Source organism: Streptomyces sp. NPDC029296 (assembly GCF_055569255.1).
Map to the genome: position 1 here is coordinate 1 of NZ_JBVHXT010000057.1, position 18,595 is coordinate 18,595.

Consider the following 18,595-nt stretch of genomic DNA (forward strand, 5'->3'; position numbering starts at 1 on the left):
CCTACGCCACCCCCCCCCCCCCCACGCCTCTCCCTCTAGGCCGCGCCGCTCTCCCCCCCCCCCCCCTCCCCCCCCCCCCCCCCCCCCCACCCCCCCCCCCCTCTTCTCCCCCCCCCCCCCCCCCCCCCCCCCCCCCGCCGCCGTACCGCCGCTGCCTCGCCTGGTGGTGGTCGTGGACGACCTGGACGCCCTGGTCTCCCCGGCGCTCGGCTCGCCGGGCCGGCCCGCCGCCGGTTCGGTGGTCCGGGCGCTGGAGGCGGTGGCCCGCGACGGCGACCGGCTCGGGGTGCACCTGGTGGCGGCGGCCGGGGCCGACGGCCGTACGGCGGAGTCGGAGCCGGCCCGCCGGGCGGCCCTGCGGGTCGAGCTGGACGCGCCGCAGCCGGGGCCGGAGCAGCCGGCGCCGGGGCGGGGCCGGCTGGCGTACGCGGACGGCCCGGCCGTGGGCTTCCAGGGCGGGCGGGTCACCGGCCGCATCCCGCGCACCGCGACCCAGCGGCCCACGGTGGTCCCGCTGGACTGGCAGCGCATGGGCGACCCGCCGGCCCGCCGGCCCGTACGGGAGCTGGGCAACGGCCCGACCGACCTGGCGCTGCTGGCGAGCGCGGTGGAGCGGGCGGCCCGCGAGGTCGCGGCGACGGAGGTCCCCTCGCTCCTCTAGCCCCTGTCGACTCCCCGGCATACGGCCCCGGTCACGAGCCGATCACGATACGCCGGTCGGTGCCGCAGGCGCTCTTGCCCGTGCCGAGCGGCCCGGCGTACACCGGACCGCACGGGACAGAGTTCTTACGTTCAACGAGCGTTCAACGAAGAACGACGAACGGGGAAGTGATGCACAGCAAGAGCAGCACATTCCGGGCCCCCAGGGCCGTCATCGCGCTCGCCGCCCTGCTCGCGGGGGCCCTCGCGCTCTCCGCGTGCTCCAGCGGTGACGACGAGAAGAAGGACACCGGGGAGAGGTCCGGCGCGGCCACCGGCTCCACCGTCGGCCTGCCGAAGCTGGACGGCGCGAAGCTGGAGGTGTCCGCCGTCTGGACGGGCGGCGAGCAGGCCAACTTCAAGAAGGTCCTGGCCGAGTTCGAGAAGCGGACCGGCGCGTCGGTCACCTTCGTGCCCGCGCAGGACCCGATCATCAACTTCCTCGGTTCGAAGATCGCGGGTGGTCAGCCGCCGGACGTCGCGCTGCTGCCGCAGCCGGGCGCCATCAAGCAGGCCGTGCGGAAGGGCTGGGCCAAGCCGCTGGGCGCCGAGGCGCAGAAGGAGCTGGCGAAGAACTACTCCCAGGGCTGGCAGGACATCGGCAAGGTCGGCGGCAAGCAGTACGGCGTCTATTACAAGGCCGCCAACAAGTCGCTGATCTGGTACAACGCCCAGGTCTTCGAGAACGCGGGAGCGAAGGAACCGAAGACCTGGCAGGACCTGCTGACCGCCTCGCGGGCCGTGTACGACTCCGGGGTCACGCCGTTCTCCGTGGCCGGCGCGGACGGCTGGCCGCTGACCGACTGGTTCGAGAACATCTACCTGTCCCAGGCGGGGCCGGAGAAGTACGACCAGCTGGCCCAGCACAAGATCAAGTGGACCGATCCCTCGGTGAAGCGGGCGCTGACCACCCTCGCCCAGCTCTGGGGGAAGAAGGAGTACCTGGCGGGCGGACAGAACGGCGCGCTGCAGACCGAGTTCCCGCAGTCGGTCACCCAGACCTTCACCGGCGGCGACCAGCCGAAGTCCGCGATGGTCTACGAAGGCGACTTCGTGCAGGTGAACATCGGCGAGACCAAGGCGAAGGTGGGCACGGACGCGAAGGTGTTCCCCTTCCCGGCGGTCGGCGACGACGCGCCGGTGGTCTCCGGCGGTGACGCGGCGGTGATCCTGAAGGACTCCAAGGCGGCGCAGGCCCTGGTCACCTTCCTCGCCTCCCCGGACGCGGCCGCCATCCAGGCCGCGCTGGGCGGTTACCTCTCCCCGAACAAGAACGTGCCGTCCTCCGCGTACCCGAACGCGGTGCAGCGGAAGATCGCCGAGGCGCTGGTCGAGGCCGGCGACGACTTCCGCTTCGACATGTCCGACCAGGCCCCGCAGGCCTTCGGCGGCACCCCCGGCAAGGGCGAGTGGAAGGACCTCCAGGACTTCCTGAAGAACCCGTCGGACGTCGCGGGCGCCCAGGCGAGGCTGGAGCGGGACGCGGCGGCGGCCTACGGGAACGGGGGCTGATCCGCGCATGGCGTCGGCAGCGGCGGCCGGGGCCCCACCGGGCCCCGCCGCGCCCCGCGGTCGCAAGAGCGTGACCGGCACCCGCAAGACCGTGGCAGCGCTGTTCCTGCTGCCCGCGCTGGTGCTGCTCGGCGCGCTCGTGGTCTACCCGATCGGGTACTCGATCGTCCGCAGCTTCTCGGGCTCCTCCGGTGAGGGCTTCGTCGGCTTCGACAACTACACGACGCTGTTCACCGACGACGGCATCCGGACCGCGCTGAAGAACAACGTCGTCTGGGTGGTGTTCGCGCCGACGGTCGCCACCGCGCTCGGCCTGGTCTTCGCGGTGCTGACCGAACGGGTGCGCTGGGGAACGGCGTTCAAACTGGTCGTCTTCATGCCGATGGCGATCTCGATGCTGGCCGCCGGGATCATCTTCCGGCTGGTGTACGACCAGGATCCGGACAAGGGGGTCGCCAACGCGGTCTGGGTGGGCGTGCACGACACGTTCGCGCAGTCGTCGGCGTTCCCCAAGGCGCATCCGGGCCGCCGGTCGCCGCTCGTGGCGGACGGCGGGGGCTTCCTCACCAAGGACGCCGTGCACGCCGGGCAGCCGGTCGCCCTGCCGCTGGTCGGCGTGGCCCCCGACCGGCTCCCGGACGGCGTGCGGAAGGCCGCCGCCGCGCGGCCTGAGCCCGGCAGGGTCACCGGCACCGCCTGGCAGGACTTCACCCGGGGCAAGGGCGTCGGCAGGCTCGGCGCGCCCGATCCGTCCGAGGTGGGGTACGCCGGGATGCGGATCGAGGCGGTGAAGGACGGCAAGGTGGTGGCCTCCGCCAAGGCGTCCGGTGACGGCACGTTCACCCTGCCCGCCGCCGCCGACGGGGCCCGGCTCCGGCTGCCGGCGGACAACTTCCGCGAGCCGTACAACGGGGTCGGCTGGCTCGGTCCGGCGCTGGTCACCCCGGCGATCATCGGGGCGTACGTGTGGATGTGGGCCGGCTTCGCCATGGTGCTGATCGCGGCCGGACTCGCGGGCGTGCCCCGGGAGCTGCTGGAGGCGGCACGGGTGGACGGCGCCTCCGAGTGGCAGGTGTTCCGCAAGGTCACCGTGCCGCTGCTGGCCCCGGTGCTGGCGGTCGTCGTCGTCACGCTGATGATCAATGTGCTGAAGGTGTTCGACCTGGTGTTCATCATCGCGCCCGGCTCCTCCCAGGACGACGCGAACGTGCTGGCGCTGGAGCTGTACCGCAAGGGCTTCTCGGAAGGGCGGCCGGGCGTCGCGAGCGCGATCTCGGTGTTCCTGCTGCTGCTGGTGATCCCGGTGATGCTGTTCAACATCCGCAGGCTGCGGCGGGAGGTGCGGCGATGACGGTGACCGCCTCACGCGTCCGGAAGGCCGGGCCGGTCCGGGCGGTTCCCGCCCGGCGGTCGGTCGGCTCCCGGATCGCGGAGAAGCTGAGCGGCGGCCTGGTCCGCGTGGTGCTGATCGTCGTGGGCCTGTTCTGGCTGGTGCCCACCATCGGCCTGCTCGTCTCCTCGCTGCGCTCGCCGCAGGACATGAGCGCGAGCGGCTGGTGGACGGTGTTCACCGAGCCGTCCCAGCTCACCGTGGACAGCTACCGGAAGCTGCTGGAGAATCCCGACATCACCGGCTCGCTGGTGAACACCGTGCTGATCACGGTCCCGGCGACGCTCCTGGTCGTGGTGATCGGGGCGCTGGCCGGATACGCCTTCGCGTGGATGGAGTTCCCGGGCCGGGACTGGTGGTTCCTGGGCGTGGTGAGCCTGCTGGTGGTACCCGTGCAGGTGGCGCTGATCCCGATCGCGGAACTCTTCGGGAACATCGGTCTGTTCGGGTCGATCCTCGGGGTGATCCTGTTCCACACCGGGTTCGGGCTGCCGTTCGCGGTGTTCCTGCTGCGGAACTTCTTCGCGGAGATCCCGCGCGAACTGCTGGAGGCGGCCCGCCTGGACGGCGCCGGTGAACTCCGCCTGTTCGCACGGGTGGTGATGCCGCTGGGCGGTCCCGCGATCGCGAGCCTCGGCATCTTCCAGTTCCTGTGGGTGTGGAACGACATGCTGGTCGCGCTGGTGTTCACCAAGTCGGGCACCCAGCCGATCACGGTCGCCCTGCAGACACAGGTGCGGCAGTTCGGCAACAACATCGACGTGCTGGCGCCCGGCGCGTTCCTCTCGATGGTGATCCCGCTGGCCGTGTTCTTCGCGTTCCAGCGGCAGTTCGTGACCGGTGTGATGGCGGGCGCGGTGAAGTAACCGTATCCACGCGTCACTTCAGGGGGCGGGCCCGTCGCGGCCCGCCCCCTTCGCGTCGGCCGGTGTAGCCCGGATGCCGTAACCGCCGTAACCGATTCACTCCTTCGGCCGTTCCCGGACCACCACGCCCGCGCCGAGCGACCCCTGGATGTCCCGTGCCCCGGTTCCGTCCCACCGTCCCCGCGTACCCGGTCCGGGCGCATCCCCCCGGGGAGCGCGCACCCGCGTCACCGGCCGGCGCGTTCGCCCCGGCGCGCCAGGGCCCGGCCGCCGTGCCACGACCCGCCGGTCCGCTCCCCGTCACCGGGAGCCGCTGAACACCGTTGGCCCCTCCGGGAGTTCCCATGCCCCTCGGTCCGACCCGACCCGCTCCGGGCCGGCCGTCCACCCGGCGTCCGGCGGGACGGCCCCGCCGTGCCGGACGACGCCGGAAAGACATGACGACAGAAAGAACGGAATGCCCCGCTTCAGCATCATCGTCCCCTCCCACGGAGTCGCCGGCCGGCTGTCCCAGGCGCTGGACTCGGTCCTCGGCCAGTCCTTCGGCGACCTCCAGCTGATCCCGGTCTGCGACGGCCCCGACGCCCCCGCCGCCGAGGTCGCCGCCGGATACGCCGGGCGCGACCTTCGGGTGACCCCCGTGCACTCGCCGCCCTCCGCCGGGCTCAGCGGGGCGCGCAACGCCGGGATGCGGGCGGCGACCGGCACCTATGTGCTGTTCCTGGACGGCGACGACCTGCTGCTGCCGGGAGCGCTGGCGGCGGTGGACGCCCGGCTGTCGGAGGTCGCCGGGGTGGACGTGCTGTACTGCGGGCACGAGCGCGCCCCCTGGTGGGAGGGCGAGCCGGTCGGCCCGGCCGGATCGCTGCCGGCGAAGGTCCCGGGCGGCGCCTTCGCCCCCGCCGAGCTGCCCGAACTGACCGGCGTCGGGCTGCCCGCGTGGAGCGCCGTGTACCGCGGGGCCTTCCTCGCCGAGGGGGGCCTCTCCTTTCCCGACGGGCACTTCACCGACCTCGGCTGGGGCGGGCTGGTGACCGTCGCGGCCGGGCGGATCGCGGTGCTGCGCCGGGCCGTCGTGCGGCACCGGCCGCGCCGTCAGGGCAGCCGGCTCCGGCTGCCCGGCCCGCACCAGCACACCCTGCTGGACCAGGTGGAGCGGGTGCTGACCCGGGCGGCCGAGCGGGAGCTGGGGGCCGAGCGGACCGGACCGCTGTTCGACCAGGTGTTCGCCGTGGTGCTGAAGACGGTGTCCTGCCCGGAGCGGCTGCCCTCCGGGCACCGGGCGTTCTTCCGCCGCGCGGCCCGGCTGTACCGGCTGCACCGGCCGGCCGGCCACCGGGTGCCGGACGGCCGCCTCGGTGTGCAGCACCGGCTGCTGGCGCTGGGCGCGTACGGCGCGTTCCGCGCGCTGCGCGGCGCCCGCCGCGCGGCCGGCGGCGCCGTCGCGCGGCTGCCGCGCCCGCGCATGGCCCGCACCCGGCTGCGCTACGCCCGCGACCTGCGCCGCCCGCTCGACGCGAACCTCGTCGTGTACTGCGCCTACTGGGGCCGGGGCTACACCTGCAACCCGGCCGCGATCCACGCCAAGGCCCGGGAACTCGCCCCGCACCTGCGCTCGGTGTTCCTGGTCGAGGCCGGCCGGGAACACACCCTGCCGGGCGGCATCGAGTACGCGGTGATCGGCTCGCGCCGCTCCTGGGAGGTGCTGGCCCGGGCCGCGTACCTGGTCAACAACGCGAACTTCGCCGAGGGCGTCGTCAAACGGCCGGGCAGCGTGCACCTGCAGACCCAGCACGGCACCCCGCTGAAGACGATGGGCGTGGACCAGTCGACGTACCCGGTGGTGGCCGCGCGGTCCGGGAGCTTCGGCAGACTGCTGGGCCGGGTCGACCGCTGGGACTTCAACCTGTCGTCCAACCGCCACTCCACCCAGATGTGGGAGCGCGCCTTCCCCGGCTCCTACGAACACCTGGAGTACGGCTATCCGCGCAACGACGTCTACTACACGGCGACCGCCCGTGACGTGGCCCGGATCCGCCGCGAGCTGGGCGTCCCGGAGGGCCGCACGGCCGTGCTGTACGCGCCGACCCACCGCGACCACCACACCGGTTTCGAGCCCGGCCTGGACCTGGAGGCGTTCTGCCGGGCGGCCGGGGAGGACGTCGTCGTGCTGCTGCGCGCCCACTACTTCTACGACCGGGGCGGCTCGCGCGGCTCGGACCGGGTCATCGACGTCACCGCGCACGGCTCGGCGGAGGACGTGTGCCTGGCCGCCGACGCGCTGATCACCGACTACTCGTCCATCATGTTCGACTACGCCAACCTGGACCGGCCGATCGTGGTCTACGCCGACGACTGGGAGGTGTACCGGGAGACCCGGGGCGTCTACTTCGACCTGATGGCCGGGCCGCCCGGCCCGGTCGCCCGGACCCCCGGGGAGCTGGCCGCCGTGTTCCGCGACGGCTCGTACGCCGGCCCCGCGGCCCGGGCGCTGCGGGCCGCGTTCCGGGAGCGGTTCTGCCAGTTCGACGACGGGCGGGCCGCCGAGCGGGTGGTGCGCCGGGTGCTGCTCGGCGAACCGCCGGAGGCACTGCCGCCCGTGCTCCCGCTCGCGCAGCGCGTTCCCGCCCCCGCCGCCGCGACCCTCGTGAGGAGCTGACCCGCCGTGCCCCGCTTCAGTGTGATCGTGCCCTGCTACAAGGTGCAGGGCTTCCTGCGCGAGTGCCTGGACTCGGTGCTCGGGCAGTGCTTCGGGGACTTCGAGCTGATCGCCGTGGACGACCGCTCCCCGGACGGCTGCGGCGCGATCCTGGACGAGTACGCCGGCCGGGACCCGCGCGTGAAGGTGCTGCACCTGCCGGAGAACGTGGGCCTGGGCCTGGCCCGCAACGCCGGGCTCCCGCACGCCACCGGGGACTACCTGCTCTTCCTGGACAGCGACGACACCCTCACCCCGGGCGCGCTGCGGGCCGTGGCCGACCGGCTCGCGGAGAGCGCCGACCCGGACGTGCTGGTCTTCGACTACGCGCGCGCCTACTGGTGGGGCGGCACCCGGCGCAACGTCCTCGCGCACCTCCTGGCCCGGCAGGAGGTGTTCACCGCCGCGGAGTACCCGGCGATCCTGGACCTGCTGATGGTGGTCTGGAACAAGGCCTACCGCCGGGACTTCGTCACGGAGCACGGCTTCGTCTTCCCGCCGGGCTACTACGAGGACACCCCCTGGACGTTCCCGGTGATGCTCAGCGCCCGCCGGATCGCCGCCCTGGACCGGATCTGCCTGCACTACCGGCAGCGCCGCCAGGGCAACATCCTGTCCACCACCAGCCGCAGGCACTTCGACATCCACGACCAGTACGAGCGGGTCTTCGCGTTCGTGGCCGAGCGGCCGGAGCTGGCGTCCTGGCGGCCGTACCTGCACCGCAAGATGGGCGAGCACTGCCTGGACATCCTGGCCAAGCCGGACCGGCTGCCGCCCGCCGACAAGGCCGAGTTCTTCCGGCGTACCGCCCGGATGTTCCGCGCCCACCGGCCCCCGGGCGCGCGGGTGGACGGCGAGGTGGCCGTGCTGACCGGTTCCTGGACCGGGTACCGGCTGCGGCGGCAGACGGCGCGGGCCGGGCGGGAGGCGGCCCGGCGGGCGGGCCGGGCGCGCCGGGCCGCCGCCGCGCGGGCCGGCACCGGCTGGGCCGCGCTGCACGCCCGCCGCCCGCTGGACGAGAACCTCGTGGTGTACTCGGCGTCCTCGCACCGGGGCGTGCTGGGCGATCCGGCGGCGGTCTACCACGCGGCCCGGCAGATCGCGCCGGAGCTGCGCGGGGTGTGGGTGGTGCGGGACCGGGAGACGGCCGCGACGCTGCCGGACGGCGTCGAGCACGTGATCGTCGGCTCGCGGCGCTATCTGGAGGTCACCGCGCGGGCGAAGTTCTTCGTCAACGACGTCAACTGGCCCGGCACCCTGGCCAAGCGGCCCGGCAGCGTGCACATCCACACCCACCAGGGCACCCCGCTGAAGTACCTGGGCGCCGATCTGCGGGACAAGCCGGGTGCCCGGCTCGGCTTCGACGTGCCGCGGATGCTGCGCCGGGCCGACCGCTGGGACTACAGCCTGGTCGCCTGCCGCCACGCCGAACTGGTGTGGGAGCGGGCCTACCCCTGTCACTTCACCTCGGTGCGCACCGGCAGCCCGCGCAACGACGTGCTGGTCGACGGCGCGCCCAGCGGCTTCCGGGAGCGGCACGGCATCCCGGCGGACCACACGGTGGTGCTGTACGCGCCGACCTGCCGGGACTACCGCCGCGGCGGCCATGTGGACCGGATCGACCTGGCCCGGTTCGCCGCCGACCTCGGCGAGGGGCACACGCTCGTGGTGCGGCTGCACCCGTCGCTGGCGAACGGCTCCGCGCGGGGCATGGGCCTGGCGGAACTGGCCCGGCGCCGGATCGTGGTCGACGCGACCGACGAACCGCACCTGGCGGACGTCCTGCTCGCGGCGGACGCGCTGGTCACCGACTACTCGTCCGTGATGTTCGACTACGCCGTCCTGGACCGGCCGGTCGTCGTGTTCGCCGACGACTGGCCGGTGTTCACCGCGAGCCGGGGCGCCTATCTCGACATCACCGCCGAGCCGCCGGGCCGGGTCGCCCGCGCCTATCCGGAGCTGGCCCGGCTGTTCGGCTCCGGTGACTGGCGGGACGAGGAGTCCGCGCGGCTGCGCGCCGCGTTCCGGGACCGGTTCTGCGAGTTCGAGGACGGGCGGGCCGCCGAACGGGTGGTGCGGGCCCTGCTGCTGGGCGAGCCGCTGCCCGGACCGGCGTCCCGGATCCCGGGCCAGTCCGGGCCCCGGGACGCGCTGTCGCCGGCGTAGCGGCCGTTACTCGACGACGAGCTCGACGTCGATGTTGCCGCGGGTGGCGTTGGAGTAGGGGCAGACCTGGTGGGCGGCCTCGACCAGCTCGCGGCCGGTCGCCTCGTCCACGGTGTCGGGCAGCTCTATGCGCAGGGTGACCTTCAGCCCGAAGCCCTCGCCCTGCTTGCCGATGCCCACCTCGGCGGTCACCGCGGCGTCGCTGACGTCGGCCTTCGCCTGCCGGCCGACCAGGCCGAGGGCGCTGCCGAAGCAGGCCGCGTACCCGGCGGCGAAGAGCTGCTCGGGGTTGCTGCCCTGGCCGTCCCCGCCCAGCTCGACCGGCATGGCCAGGGGGAGGTCGATCCGGCCGTCGGAGGAGACGGCACGGCCCTCGCGGCCGTGGGTCGCGGTGGCGACGGCGGTGTAGAGCGCGTCCATGGGGACCATCCCTCTCGGGTGCGGGGTTCGTTACGGCCATAAGTAGAGCACACAATTAAGTTGTACACAATCAAATGTCCCGCAAGAGCTACCCTGGAGGCATGACCGACACGGAGTGGCTCCGCCTGGACCGCCAGATCTGCTTCTCCCTGCACGCGGCCTCGCGCGCCTTCAACGGCGTCTACCGCGTGCTCCTCGCGGACCTCGGGCTCACCTACCCCCAGTACCTGGTGATGCTGGTGCTGTGGGACGAGGGCGACCTGCCCGTCAAGAAGCTCGGCGAGCGGCTGCGGCTCGACTCCGGCACGCTGTCCCCGCTGGTCAAGCGGCTGGAGTCGGCCGGCCTGGTACGGCGTGAGCGCAGCGCCGAGGACGAGCGGTCGGTCCTGGTCCGCCTCACCGGGGAGGGCGCGGCGCTGCGCGAGCGGGCCGCCGGGGTGCCGCGCCGGATCATGTCGGCGACCGGCTTCGACCTGGCGGAGATCGGCGAGCTGCGCGAGCGGCTCGACCGGCTCACCGCCGCCCTGGACGCGGCGGCGGTGGCGGAGGCCACGCGCTGACCGGCCGGACGTAGAGCCGTACGGTCGCCACGCCCCGCACGGCCTCCGCACGGCCGGCGAACTCCTGCCACAGCACCGAGACCTTCGCCCGCTCCACGGGGTCGCGCGGCACCCAGCGGCCGCCGAGCACCCGGCGGTCCCCGACGACCCACACCCGGTCCAGCCGCCCCAGCCGGCGCCGCAGCTCCGCCACCGGGGCCTCCCGCCCGTACAGCGTCCCGGACTCCGCGGCCCCCGCCACCCGCAGCACGTCCCGGGTGCCCCGGAACGGCCCCGGATAGGCGAGCGCCACGTTCCGCATGGCGGCCGGCAGGTACACCACCGCGTCCCCGGCCGCCAGCTCCCGGGCGGCGGCCCGTGAGATCGCCCCCAGGTCGTCCGCCCGGCCGGCGGGGTCCCGGTCCTGCCGGAGGAGGGGGAACTGGTGGCACAGCGCGAGCGTGACGGCGGTGACGCCGAGGAGGGTGAGGGAGGGGTTCAGGAGGGAGCGCCCACCCGGCCCGCCGTCGCGCCGCACCCGCCCGGCCAGGCCCGCCACCCGCTCCGCCCCGCACGCCACCAGCAACGGGGCTCCCGACAGGGCGTACAGCACATAGCGGTCGACGTACAGCGGCGACGCCTGGGACACCAGCATCAGCACCGCCGGCGGCACCACCATCACCGGCAGCGCCACCCCCGCGCAGGTCAGCTCCCCCCGCCGGCCGACCAGGCGCAGCAGCCCGAGGCAACCCAGCGCGCAGCACACCCAGAACACCGAATCGGCCGGCCCCAGGAACTTCCGCAGCAGCCCCCCGGCCGTCTCCGCCGTGGGCGCCCGCAACCACGCGAGCTGCGCCGACTGCCCCCGCGACACCAGCGCCATCGGCAGCAGCGCGACGACGACCGCCGCCGCCGCGCACCCCCACCCGCGCCACACCCGCCCCCCGGCCCGGGCCAGCGCCAGCGACGCCGCGTGGGCGAGCAGCAGCAGCACGGCGAACTCGTGCAGCCAGCAGGTGAGCGCGAGGACCGCGCCGTAGGCCCACCAGGAACCGCCGCGCACGGCCCGGACGAACAGCAGCGTCGCCGCGGTGGCGCCGGCCGCGACCAGGGCGTAGGAGCGGCCCTCCTGCGCGTAGTGCCCGGCCATCGGCGTGACGGCGTACAGCAGGCCGGCCCACAGCCCTACCCGCGGCCGGACCAGCCGGCGGCCGAGCGCGGCCACCAGCGCCGCCGTGCCGGCCGCCGCGCACACCGACGGCAGCCGCAGCACGACCTCCCCGGGGTGGACGGCGAGGACGGCGTGCACCAGCAGGTAGTACAGGCCGTGCACCGCGTCCACGTCGTGCAGCAGGCGCCAGATCTGCGGCACCGTACGCCGTCCCACCTGGAAGCTGACGGCCTCGTCGCGCCACATGCCGTCCCGGTCCAGCCGCCACAGCCCGAGGACCAGCATCACCAGCGCGGGCACGCCCCAGACGGCGGCCCGCCGCAGCCGTTCCCGGGCGGGCGGCCGGCTCGTTGCACCGGTCGGAGCGCCCGTGGGCGTGCCGACCGCTCGACGCGACTGCGGTTTCGCAGGAAGCCCGACGTTCACCATGGCCCGATCTCTTGCGATTAGCCAACATTTGCGACTATTGACGGCGTATCAGCAGAGATATACCACCCGCACCGCTTAGGCTCCCATGTGATGAACCGTCTCCGTGTCACCCCCGGACCGCTCGTCACCCTCACCGCCCTGTGGCTCGTCACCCGCGCCCTGATGCTGTGGCTGACCGCCCACAGCGGCTCCTGGCCGCTGGGCGGGGGCGCGGTGACCCGGGAGGTGTGGCGGCTGTACTTCCACTGGTACGGCGTGCTCGCGCACGGCTCCTTCCCGGTGCACGACACGCTGTGGCAGTACCCGCCGGGCGCGGGCGCGGTGCTGCTGGCGCCGGGCCTGCTGCCGGGCCTGACCTACTTCCAGGCGTTCGTCCTGCTCACCCTGGCCGTGGACGCGCTGACGGTGGCGGCGCTGCTGCGCGCCGGCACCCGGCCCGGCCGCAGCCCGCTCGGCGCGGCCGTGTGGACGGGCGGCCTGCCGCTGCTGCTGCACCTGCCGCTCGCCCGCTACGACGTCCAGGTCACCGCCCTGGCCGTGCTCTCCCTGCTGGCCTCGGCGCGCTCCCCGCGCGCGGGGGGCGTGTTCGGGGCGCTGGGCGCGCTGGTGAAGGTGTGGCCGGCGCTGGTGCTGCTGGGCACGCCCCGGGGCCGGCCGACGCGCCGGGCGTGGCTGTCGGCGGCGTGGACCGGGGCCGGGTGTCTCGCCGTGCTCGCGGTGTTCTTCACCCATCCGCTGTCCTTCCTGCGGGAGCAGGGCGGCCGGGGCGTGCAGATCGAGTCGCTCGGCGGTACGGCGCTCAACCTGGCCCGGCGCCTGGGCTGGCCGGGACGGTCCCGCTACCAGTACGGCGCGGTGGAAATGGTCGGCCCGCACGTGCGCGCGGTCGCCGTCGCCTCCCTGACGCTGACGGCGCTCTGCCTGGGGCTGCTGGTGCTGTGGCGGGTGCGGGCGCGGCGCTGGAGCGAGGCCACCCCGTTCGACGCGGCGCTGAGCGCGGTGCTGCTGTTCACGGTCACCAGCCGGGTCATCAGCCCGCAGTACATGATCTGGCTCATCGGGCTGGCCGCCGTCTGCCTGACCTCCCGGCACACCTGTCAGCGGCCGGTGGCGGTGCTGGTCCTGGCGGCGTCCGCGCTGAGCACCGTGGCGTTCCCGATGTACTACCGCGAGGTGATCGACGGCACCTGGGCGGGCTGCCTGCTGATGCTGGGCCGCAACGGGCTGCTGGCGGGCGCCGCCGTGCTGTCCTTCGTCCGGCTGTGGCGCTCCGCCCGTCCGCCGGCCGGCGGGAGCGCGCCCGCGACGCGCCCCCGGCCCGGTGCCGGCCGTCTCCCGGACCGCGCGCTAAGCACCCCTTAACGGGGTAAACCTTCCTTTCCGGCTCGCTTCTCCGCCCCCGTGGACCCATGCACCCAGAACCACGCGACCCGCCCCCGGCACCGGCGCCCCGGGTCGCCGTCGTCGTCATCGGCTACAACGACCGCGCCCATGTCGCCGACGCGGTGCGCTCGGCGCTGGCGCAGGGACCGGCGGTCGCCGAGGTGATCGCCGTGGACGACCGCTCCACGGACGGCAGCGACAGGCTGCTGGCCCGGCTGGCCGCCGGTGAGCCCCGGCTGCGGGTGGTGCGCCGGGGCACGAACAGCGGCGGCTGCGGCAGTCCGCGCAACACCGGGATCGACGCGGCGACGGCGCCGTACGTGATGTTCCTGGACAGCGACGACGTCCTGCCGCCCGGCGCGGCGGACGCGCTGCTGACGGCGGCGGCCGAAGGGAGCGCGGAGGTGGCGGGCGGTCTGTGCGTACGCCGGGAGCTGCCGTCGGGGCGCGAACAGCCCTGGCAGGCGGCCCTGTACGCGGCGCCCGCGGTCCTCGCGCGCCCCGCCCTGCAACCCCGGCTGGTCCACGACACGCTGTGCGTCAACAAGCTGTACCGCACCGGCTTCCTGCGCACGCACGGCATCCGCTTCCCCGAGGGCCGCTTCCTCTACGAGGACTTCGTCTTCACCGCCCGCGTCCTGGCCGCGAACCCGCGCGTCGCGATCGTCCCCGACCGGGTCTACGTGTGGCAGGTGCGCCGGTCGGCCGGGCGGCTGTCGCTCTCGCTGGACCGGGAGCACATCGGCAACTGGGCGGCGCGCGTCGAGGCGTGCGCGCTGGCGTACGACATCCTGCTGGGCGCCGGGCAGAAGGAACTGGCGCGGGCGGCCCGTGCCAAGTTCCTCGACCACGAGCTGCGGATGTACGCGCGCGAACTGCCGCTGCGCGACGCGCACTACCGGCGCGCGTGGTGGGCGCGCACCCGGGAGCACCTCGCGGGCTACGACGCCGCCGACTGGGAGCCCGACCCCACCGCGCCCGGCCGGCTGATCGGGCGGGTGGTGCTGGCCTGTGCCGGACCCCGCGACCTGCCCCGGCTGCGCGAACTGGCCGCCCGCCCGGCCCGCCTGCTCCCGCCCTACGCCCGCGCCCCCGACGGGACCCCGGTCTGGGCCCCGGACCTCCCCCAGGTCTCCCTGGCCCCGCTGCTGACCCGGCCCGTCCCGGCGCTCCCGCTCGCGGTGGACGCCGCGCTGCGCCCCCGCGCGCGTGCCTCGCTGCTGTGCCTGCGGCTGCACGAGCTGTACGGGAGGGTGGCCGGGGCGGGCGGCTGCGCGGCGGACGTGGAGTGGCGGGCGCGCGAGGACGACCGCACGCGGGGGCGCACGACCGTTCCGTTCACGCCCTCCGGCGCGGACACCTGGGCGGCACGGGTGCCCGTGGACCTGGCCGGACTCGGTTCCGGCACCTGGGACCTGCGCCTGACCCTCCGTTTCGCGGACGGCTCCCGGCGGGAGGTGACGGCGCACGCCCTGCCGGGCACCCTGCGCCGGCACGCCGTCCCGAGCGCCGCGCACGGCGTGCTCCTGGTCCGGCCGTACGCCACCCACTCCGGTGCCCTGGCCGTACGCGTGGCGGCCGGCCCGCGCGGAGTGCTCCGGGTGGCCCGCGCCCGGCTGCAGCGCCTGCTTGACTGAGGGCCGGCCGACGTCGCGGGACGGCGGCCGACGGACGAGCCGAGACGAGCTGACGAGGGGACGGCCGCACATGACCTGGCTGATCACCGGCGGTGCCGGATACATCGGGGCGCACGTCGTACGGGCGATGACCGCGGCGGGGGAGCGCGCGGTCGTCTACGACGACCTGTCCACGGGCGTCGCCGAGCGGGTACCGGCCGAGGTCCCGCTGGTGCGCGGCTCGGTCCTGGACGCGGACCTGCTGGCCGCCGCCCTGGACCGGCACCGGATCACCGGAGTCGTCCACCTCGCGGGGAAGAAGCAGGTGGGCGAGTCGGTGGACCGCCCGCTGCACTACTACCGGGAGAACGTGGAGGGCCTGCGCGTCCTGCTGGAGGCGGTGACGCGGGCGGGGATCGACGCGTTCGTCTTCTCCTCCTCCGCCGCCGTCTACGGCATGCCCGACGTCGACCTGGTGACCGAGGAGACGCCCTGCCGCCCGCTGTCCCCCTACGGCGAGACCAAGCTGGCCGGCGAATGGCTGGTGCGCGCCGCCTCCCGGGCGACCGGCCTCGCCACGGCGTCGCTGCGCTACTTCAACGTGGCGGGGGCGGCGGCGCCCGAGCTGGCCGACACCGGGGTGTCCAACCTGATCCCGATGGTCTTCGAACGGCTCACCGAGGGTGCGGCGCCGCGCGTCTTCGGGGACGACTACCCGACGCCGGACGGCACCTGTGTGCGTGACTACATCCACGTGGTCGACCTGGCCGAGGCCCATGTGGCCGTCGCCCGCGCGCTGCGCTCCTCCCCCGGCGCCCGCCTGACCCTCAACATCGGGCGCGGCGAGGGCGTCTCCGTGCGCGAGATGATCGACCGCGTCAACGCGGTCACCGGCTACGACCGGCCCCCCACCGTCACCCCGCGCCGCCCCGGCGACCCCGCCCGGGTCGTCGCCTCCGCCACCCGCGTCACCACGGAACTGGGCTGGCGGGCCAAGTACGACGTCCAGGACATGATCACGTCGGCGTGGGAGGGCTGGATCCGCCGGCACCCCGGGGCGGCGCGGCCGTAGCCCGCCTCACAACGCCCTGAGCGCGCCCGCCGTGGCCCGGGCCAGTTTCTCCAGGTAGCCCTTCGGCGGCTTCGGGGCACGGATCACCACCGAGCGCCAGTAGAGCGGACCCGAGATCAGGTCCAGGGCCAGGTCCGGGTCGATCCCGGCGCGCAGTTCGCCCCGCTGCTCCGCCGCCGCCACGATCCGGCTGGCCACGCCCTCCTGGCCGTCCCGCAGCGCCTTCTGGAACGCCTCGGCGAGATCGGGGTTGCGGGCGGCCTCGGCCTGGAGGTCGGGGATGATCTGGGACGCGACCGGGTGGCGCAGGGCGCGCGAGCTGACCTCGTACAGCAGGCGCAGGTCGCCCTCCAGGGAGCCGGTGTCGGGCGCCGGGAAGCCGGTCACCGCCAGCGCGGACACCACGTCCAGGACCAGGTGGAGCTTCGACCGCCAGCGCCGGTACACCGCCGTCTTGCCGACGCCGGCCCGGCGCGCGATCCCCTCGATGGACATGCGGGCGTAGCCGACGGCGGCCAGTTCCTCGAAGACCGCCGTCCGGATGGCCTCGGTCACGTCCTCGCGCAGCACGGCCGCCCCGGCGGGCGCCCGGCGGCGCGGACGCGCCGGCGGCTCGTCGGCGGAGGCGGCGGCGTTCGTCGTCATACCGCACAGCATAGGCCGCGACGACGAAACGGTTGCGTTCCGACGTCCATGGGGCCTACGCTCACGTCACGACGATACGGTCCCGTCCCGTCGTAAGAGAACGTGAAGAGAAACGTAAGGAAACGCCGGACGACGGGACGGACGCGGCGGCTTCCGGCGAGAGTCGGCGCGGCACCCCCTCCCCCGAGCGAAAGCAGCGGATGTGAGCCAGGTCCTCCACACACCGCCCCCCACCCGGGCCCCGGCCGGCGACGACCTCGCGGCGCTCGCGGCCCGGCACGGCCTGTCGGTCAGCGGCGCCCGCCCCTCTCTGCCGGAGTACGTCCGCCAACTGTGGGCCCGGCGCCACTTCATCGGCGCCTTCGCCACCGCCAAGCTCACCGCGCAGTACAGCCAGGCGAAGCTCGGCCAGGTCTGGCAGGTCATGACCCCGCTGCTGAACGCGGCGGTCTACTACTTCATCTTCGGCGTACTGCTCGGCACCAAGTCGAACGTGCCCGACTACGTACCGTTCCTGGTCACCGGCGTGTTCGTCTGGACGTTCACCCAAAGTTCGATCATGGCGGGCACCCGGGCGATCTCCGGCAACCTCGGCCTGGTCCGCGCCCTGCACTTCCCGCGCGCCGCCCTGCCGATCTCCTTCGCGCTCCAGCAGCTCCAGCAGCTGCTGTTCTCGATGTGCGCGCTGGTCGTCATCCTGCTCTGCTTCGGCGTGCCGGTCGCCGCCTCCTGGCTGCTGGCCGTCCCCGCGCTCGTGCTCCAGTTCACCTTCAACGCGGGCGTCTCCATGATCGTGGCGCGACTCGGCGCCAAGACCCCGGACATCGCCCAGCTGATGCCGTTCGTGCTGCGCACCTGGATGTACGTGTCCGGCGTGATGTGGAGCATCGACAAGATCGCCAAGCACGACGACCTGCCGCACCTCGTCACCGTCCTGCTGCAGGTCAACCCGGCCGCCGTCTACATCGACCTGATGCGGTTCGCGCTGATCGACAGCTTCCACGCCCACCAGCTGCCCCCGCACGTGTGGGCGGCGGCGGTCGGCTGGGCCCTGCTCGCCGGCGTCGGCGGCTTCATCTACTTCTGGAAGGCTGAGGAGACGTACGGCCGTGGCTGAGCACACCGCAGAGAAGGTCCCCACCGTCGTCGCCGACCGCGTCGACATCGTCTACCGGGTCAACGGCACCGGCGCGGGCCGCGGCTCCGCCACCGCCGCCCTCAACCGCATCCTGCGCCGGGGGCAGGCCGAGAAGGCGGCCGGCGTGCGCCGGGTGCACGCGGTGAAGAAGGTGTCCTTCGTCGCCCACAAGGGCGAGGCGATCGGGCTCATCGGCACCAACGGCTCGGGCAAGTCGACCCTGCTGAAGGCGGTCGCGGGCCTGCTCCCGGTGGAGAGCGGGCACATCTACACCGACGGCCAGCCGTCCCTGCTGGGCGTGAACGCGGCCATGATGAACGACCTCACCGGCGAGCGGAACGTCTTCCTCGGCGGTCTGGCCATGGGCATGCCCCGGGAGCAGATCAAGGAGCGCTACCAGGACATCGTCGACTTCTCCGGCATCAACGAGAAGGGCGACTTCATCACCCTGCCGATGCGCACCTACTCCTCCGGCATGGCCGCCCGGCTGCGCTTCTCCATCGCCGCCGCCAAGGACCACGACGTCCTGCTCATCGACGAGGCGCTGGCCACCGGCGACCGCTCCTTCCAGCGGCGCTCGGAGGCGCGGATCCGCGAGCTGCGGCAGCACGCCGGCACGGTCTTCCTGGTCAGTCACAACAACAAGTCGATCCGCGACACCTGCGAGCGGGTCCTGTGGCTGGAGCGCGGCGAGCTGCGCATGGACGGGCCGACGGAGGAGGTCATGAAGGAGTACGAGGCCTTCACCGGCGAGAAGAAGCCGGCCGCCACGAAGGCGTAAGCACGTTATCCCTTTTATGCGCTTGGTGACATCATGTGGTGAAAGGTGTGCCCGGAGACGTCGATCCGAA

General features: G+C 73.9%; 14 protein-coding genes and 1 pseudogene. 12 read left to right on the forward strand and 3 right to left on the reverse strand.

Annotation, left to right across the window (positions count from 1 at the left end):
* The 6 genes and pseudogenes from ACZ4W9_RS36000 to ACZ4W9_RS36025 all read left to right on the forward strand — a co-directional run.
* Nucleotides 1–661, forward strand: a pseudogene (locus tag ACZ4W9_RS36000) (hypothetical protein); the annotation flags it as partial.
* A 170-nt stretch (nt 662–831) separates the two neighbouring features.
* A complete protein-coding gene (locus tag ACZ4W9_RS36005) occupies nt 832–2,211 on the forward strand; it encodes an ABC transporter substrate-binding protein (RefSeq protein WP_467942937.1) in 1,380 nt (459 codons plus the stop codon).
* A gap of 70 nt (nt 2,212–2,281) precedes the next feature.
* Nucleotides 2,282–3,562 (forward strand): carbohydrate ABC transporter permease, encoded by a 1,281-nt coding sequence (locus ACZ4W9_RS36010; protein WP_467942939.1) that lies wholly within the window; start codon nt 2,282–2,284, stop codon nt 3,560–3,562.
* Nucleotides 3,559–4,467, forward strand: coding sequence for a carbohydrate ABC transporter permease (locus ACZ4W9_RS36015; RefSeq protein WP_467942941.1), 909 nt, complete (start codon nt 3,559–3,561; stop codon nt 4,465–4,467). Before ACZ4W9_RS36010 ends, ACZ4W9_RS36015 begins: the two co-directional genes overlap by 4 nt.
* 457 nt (nt 4,468–4,924) lie before the next feature.
* Nucleotides 4,925–7,126, forward strand: coding sequence for a bifunctional glycosyltransferase/CDP-glycerol:glycerophosphate glycerophosphotransferase (locus ACZ4W9_RS36020; RefSeq protein ID WP_467942943.1), 2,202 nt, complete (start codon nt 4,925–4,927; stop codon nt 7,124–7,126).
* A gap of 6 nt (nt 7,127–7,132) precedes the next feature.
* Nucleotides 7,133–9,331 carry a bifunctional glycosyltransferase/CDP-glycerol:glycerophosphate glycerophosphotransferase gene (locus ACZ4W9_RS36025; RefSeq protein ID WP_467942945.1) on the forward strand — a complete coding sequence of 733 codons (2,199 nt, stop codon included), beginning with the start codon at nt 7,133–7,135 and terminating at the stop codon, nt 9,329–9,331.
* Between the two features lie 6 nt (nt 9,332–9,337).
* Here ACZ4W9_RS36025 and ACZ4W9_RS36030 read toward each other — a convergent pair whose 3' ends face one another.
* The gene (locus ACZ4W9_RS36030; RefSeq protein ID WP_467942947.1) at nt 9,338–9,751 is read right to left on the reverse strand and encodes an organic hydroperoxide resistance protein; all 414 of its coding nucleotides are present in this window, start codon (nt 9,749–9,751) and stop codon (nt 9,338–9,340) included.
* A gap of 74 nt (nt 9,752–9,825) precedes the next feature.
* On the opposite strand from ACZ4W9_RS36030, the gene ACZ4W9_RS36035 reads away from it, so the two are divergent.
* Nucleotides 9,826–10,311, forward strand: coding sequence for a MarR family winged helix-turn-helix transcriptional regulator (locus tag ACZ4W9_RS36035; protein ID WP_467942949.1), 486 nt, complete (start codon nt 9,826–9,828; stop codon nt 10,309–10,311).
* On the opposite strand, the gene ACZ4W9_RS36040 is transcribed toward ACZ4W9_RS36035, so the two are convergent.
* The gene (locus tag ACZ4W9_RS36040; protein WP_467942951.1) at nt 10,265–11,761 is read right to left on the reverse strand and encodes a glycosyltransferase family 39 protein; all 1,497 of its coding nucleotides are present in this window, start codon (nt 11,759–11,761) and stop codon (nt 10,265–10,267) included. The genes ACZ4W9_RS36035 and ACZ4W9_RS36040 overlap by 47 nt on opposite strands.
* A 219-nt stretch (nt 11,762–11,980) precedes the next feature.
* Here ACZ4W9_RS36040 and ACZ4W9_RS36045 point away from each other — a divergent pair, with 219 nt between their 5' ends.
* The 3 genes from ACZ4W9_RS36045 (at nt 11,981) to galE (ending at nt 15,961) form a co-directional block, all read left to right on the forward strand.
* Entirely contained in the window at nt 11,981–13,252 is a 1,272-nt protein-coding gene (locus ACZ4W9_RS36045; protein WP_467942953.1) for a glycosyltransferase 87 family protein, read from the forward strand.
* 47 nt (nt 13,253–13,299) lie between these two features.
* Nucleotides 13,300–14,910, forward strand: coding sequence for a glycosyltransferase (locus ACZ4W9_RS36050; RefSeq protein ID WP_467942955.1), 1,611 nt, complete (start codon nt 13,300–13,302; stop codon nt 14,908–14,910).
* A 70-nt stretch (nt 14,911–14,980) separates the two neighbouring features.
* A complete protein-coding gene (gene galE / locus ACZ4W9_RS36055) occupies nt 14,981–15,961 on the forward strand; it encodes a UDP-glucose 4-epimerase GalE (protein WP_467942957.1) in 981 nt (326 codons plus the stop codon).
* A 6-nt stretch (nt 15,962–15,967) separates the two neighbouring features.
* Here galE and ACZ4W9_RS36060 read toward each other — a convergent pair whose 3' ends face one another.
* Nucleotides 15,968–16,606: a TetR/AcrR family transcriptional regulator gene (locus ACZ4W9_RS36060; protein WP_467942959.1), complete on the reverse strand. Its 639-nt coding sequence runs from the start codon at nt 16,604–16,606 to the stop codon at nt 15,968–15,970.
* Nucleotides 16,607–16,808: 202 nt separating this feature from the next.
* Between ACZ4W9_RS36060 and ACZ4W9_RS36065 the strand changes: the two genes are divergently transcribed.
* Nucleotides 16,809–17,723, forward strand: coding sequence for an ABC transporter permease (locus ACZ4W9_RS36065; RefSeq protein WP_467942961.1), 915 nt, complete (start codon nt 16,809–16,811; stop codon nt 17,721–17,723).
* The gene (locus ACZ4W9_RS36070) at nt 17,716–18,525 is read left to right on the forward strand and encodes an ABC transporter ATP-binding protein (protein WP_467942963.1); all 810 of its coding nucleotides are present in this window, start codon (nt 17,716–17,718) and stop codon (nt 18,523–18,525) included. Before ACZ4W9_RS36065 ends, ACZ4W9_RS36070 begins: the two co-directional genes overlap by 8 nt.
* The last annotated feature ends 70 nt before the right edge of the window (nt 18,526–18,595 follow it).

Bases quoted from the DNA above. Each gene is read 5' to 3' on its own strand.
- ACZ4W9_RS36045 (WP_467942953.1), top strand. From the start codon at position 11,981: ATGAACCGTCTCCGTGTCACCCCCGGACCGCTCGTCACCCTCACCGCC.
- ACZ4W9_RS36050 (WP_467942955.1), top strand. From the start codon at position 13,300: ATGCACCCAGAACCACGCGACCCGCCCCCGGCACCGGCGCCCCGGGTC.
- ACZ4W9_RS36005 (WP_467942937.1), top strand. From the start codon at position 832: ATGCACAGCAAGAGCAGCACATTCCGGGCCCCCAGGGCCGTCATCGCG.
- ACZ4W9_RS36060 (WP_467942959.1), bottom strand. From the start codon at position 16,606: ATGACGACGAACGCCGCCGCCTCCGCCGACGAGCCGCCGGCGCGTCCG.
- ACZ4W9_RS36015 (WP_467942941.1), top strand. From the start codon at position 3,559: ATGACGGTGACCGCCTCACGCGTCCGGAAGGCCGGGCCGGTCCGGGCG.
- ACZ4W9_RS36020 (WP_467942943.1), top strand. From the start codon at position 4,925: ATGCCCCGCTTCAGCATCATCGTCCCCTCCCACGGAGTCGCCGGCCGG.
- galE (WP_467942957.1), top strand. From the start codon at position 14,981: ATGACCTGGCTGATCACCGGCGGTGCCGGATACATCGGGGCGCACGTC.
- ACZ4W9_RS36030 (WP_467942947.1), bottom strand. From the start codon at position 9,751: ATGGACGCGCTCTACACCGCCGTCGCCACCGCGACCCACGGCCGCGAG.
- ACZ4W9_RS36035 (WP_467942949.1), top strand. From the start codon at position 9,826: ATGTCCCGCAAGAGCTACCCTGGAGGCATGACCGACACGGAGTGGCTC.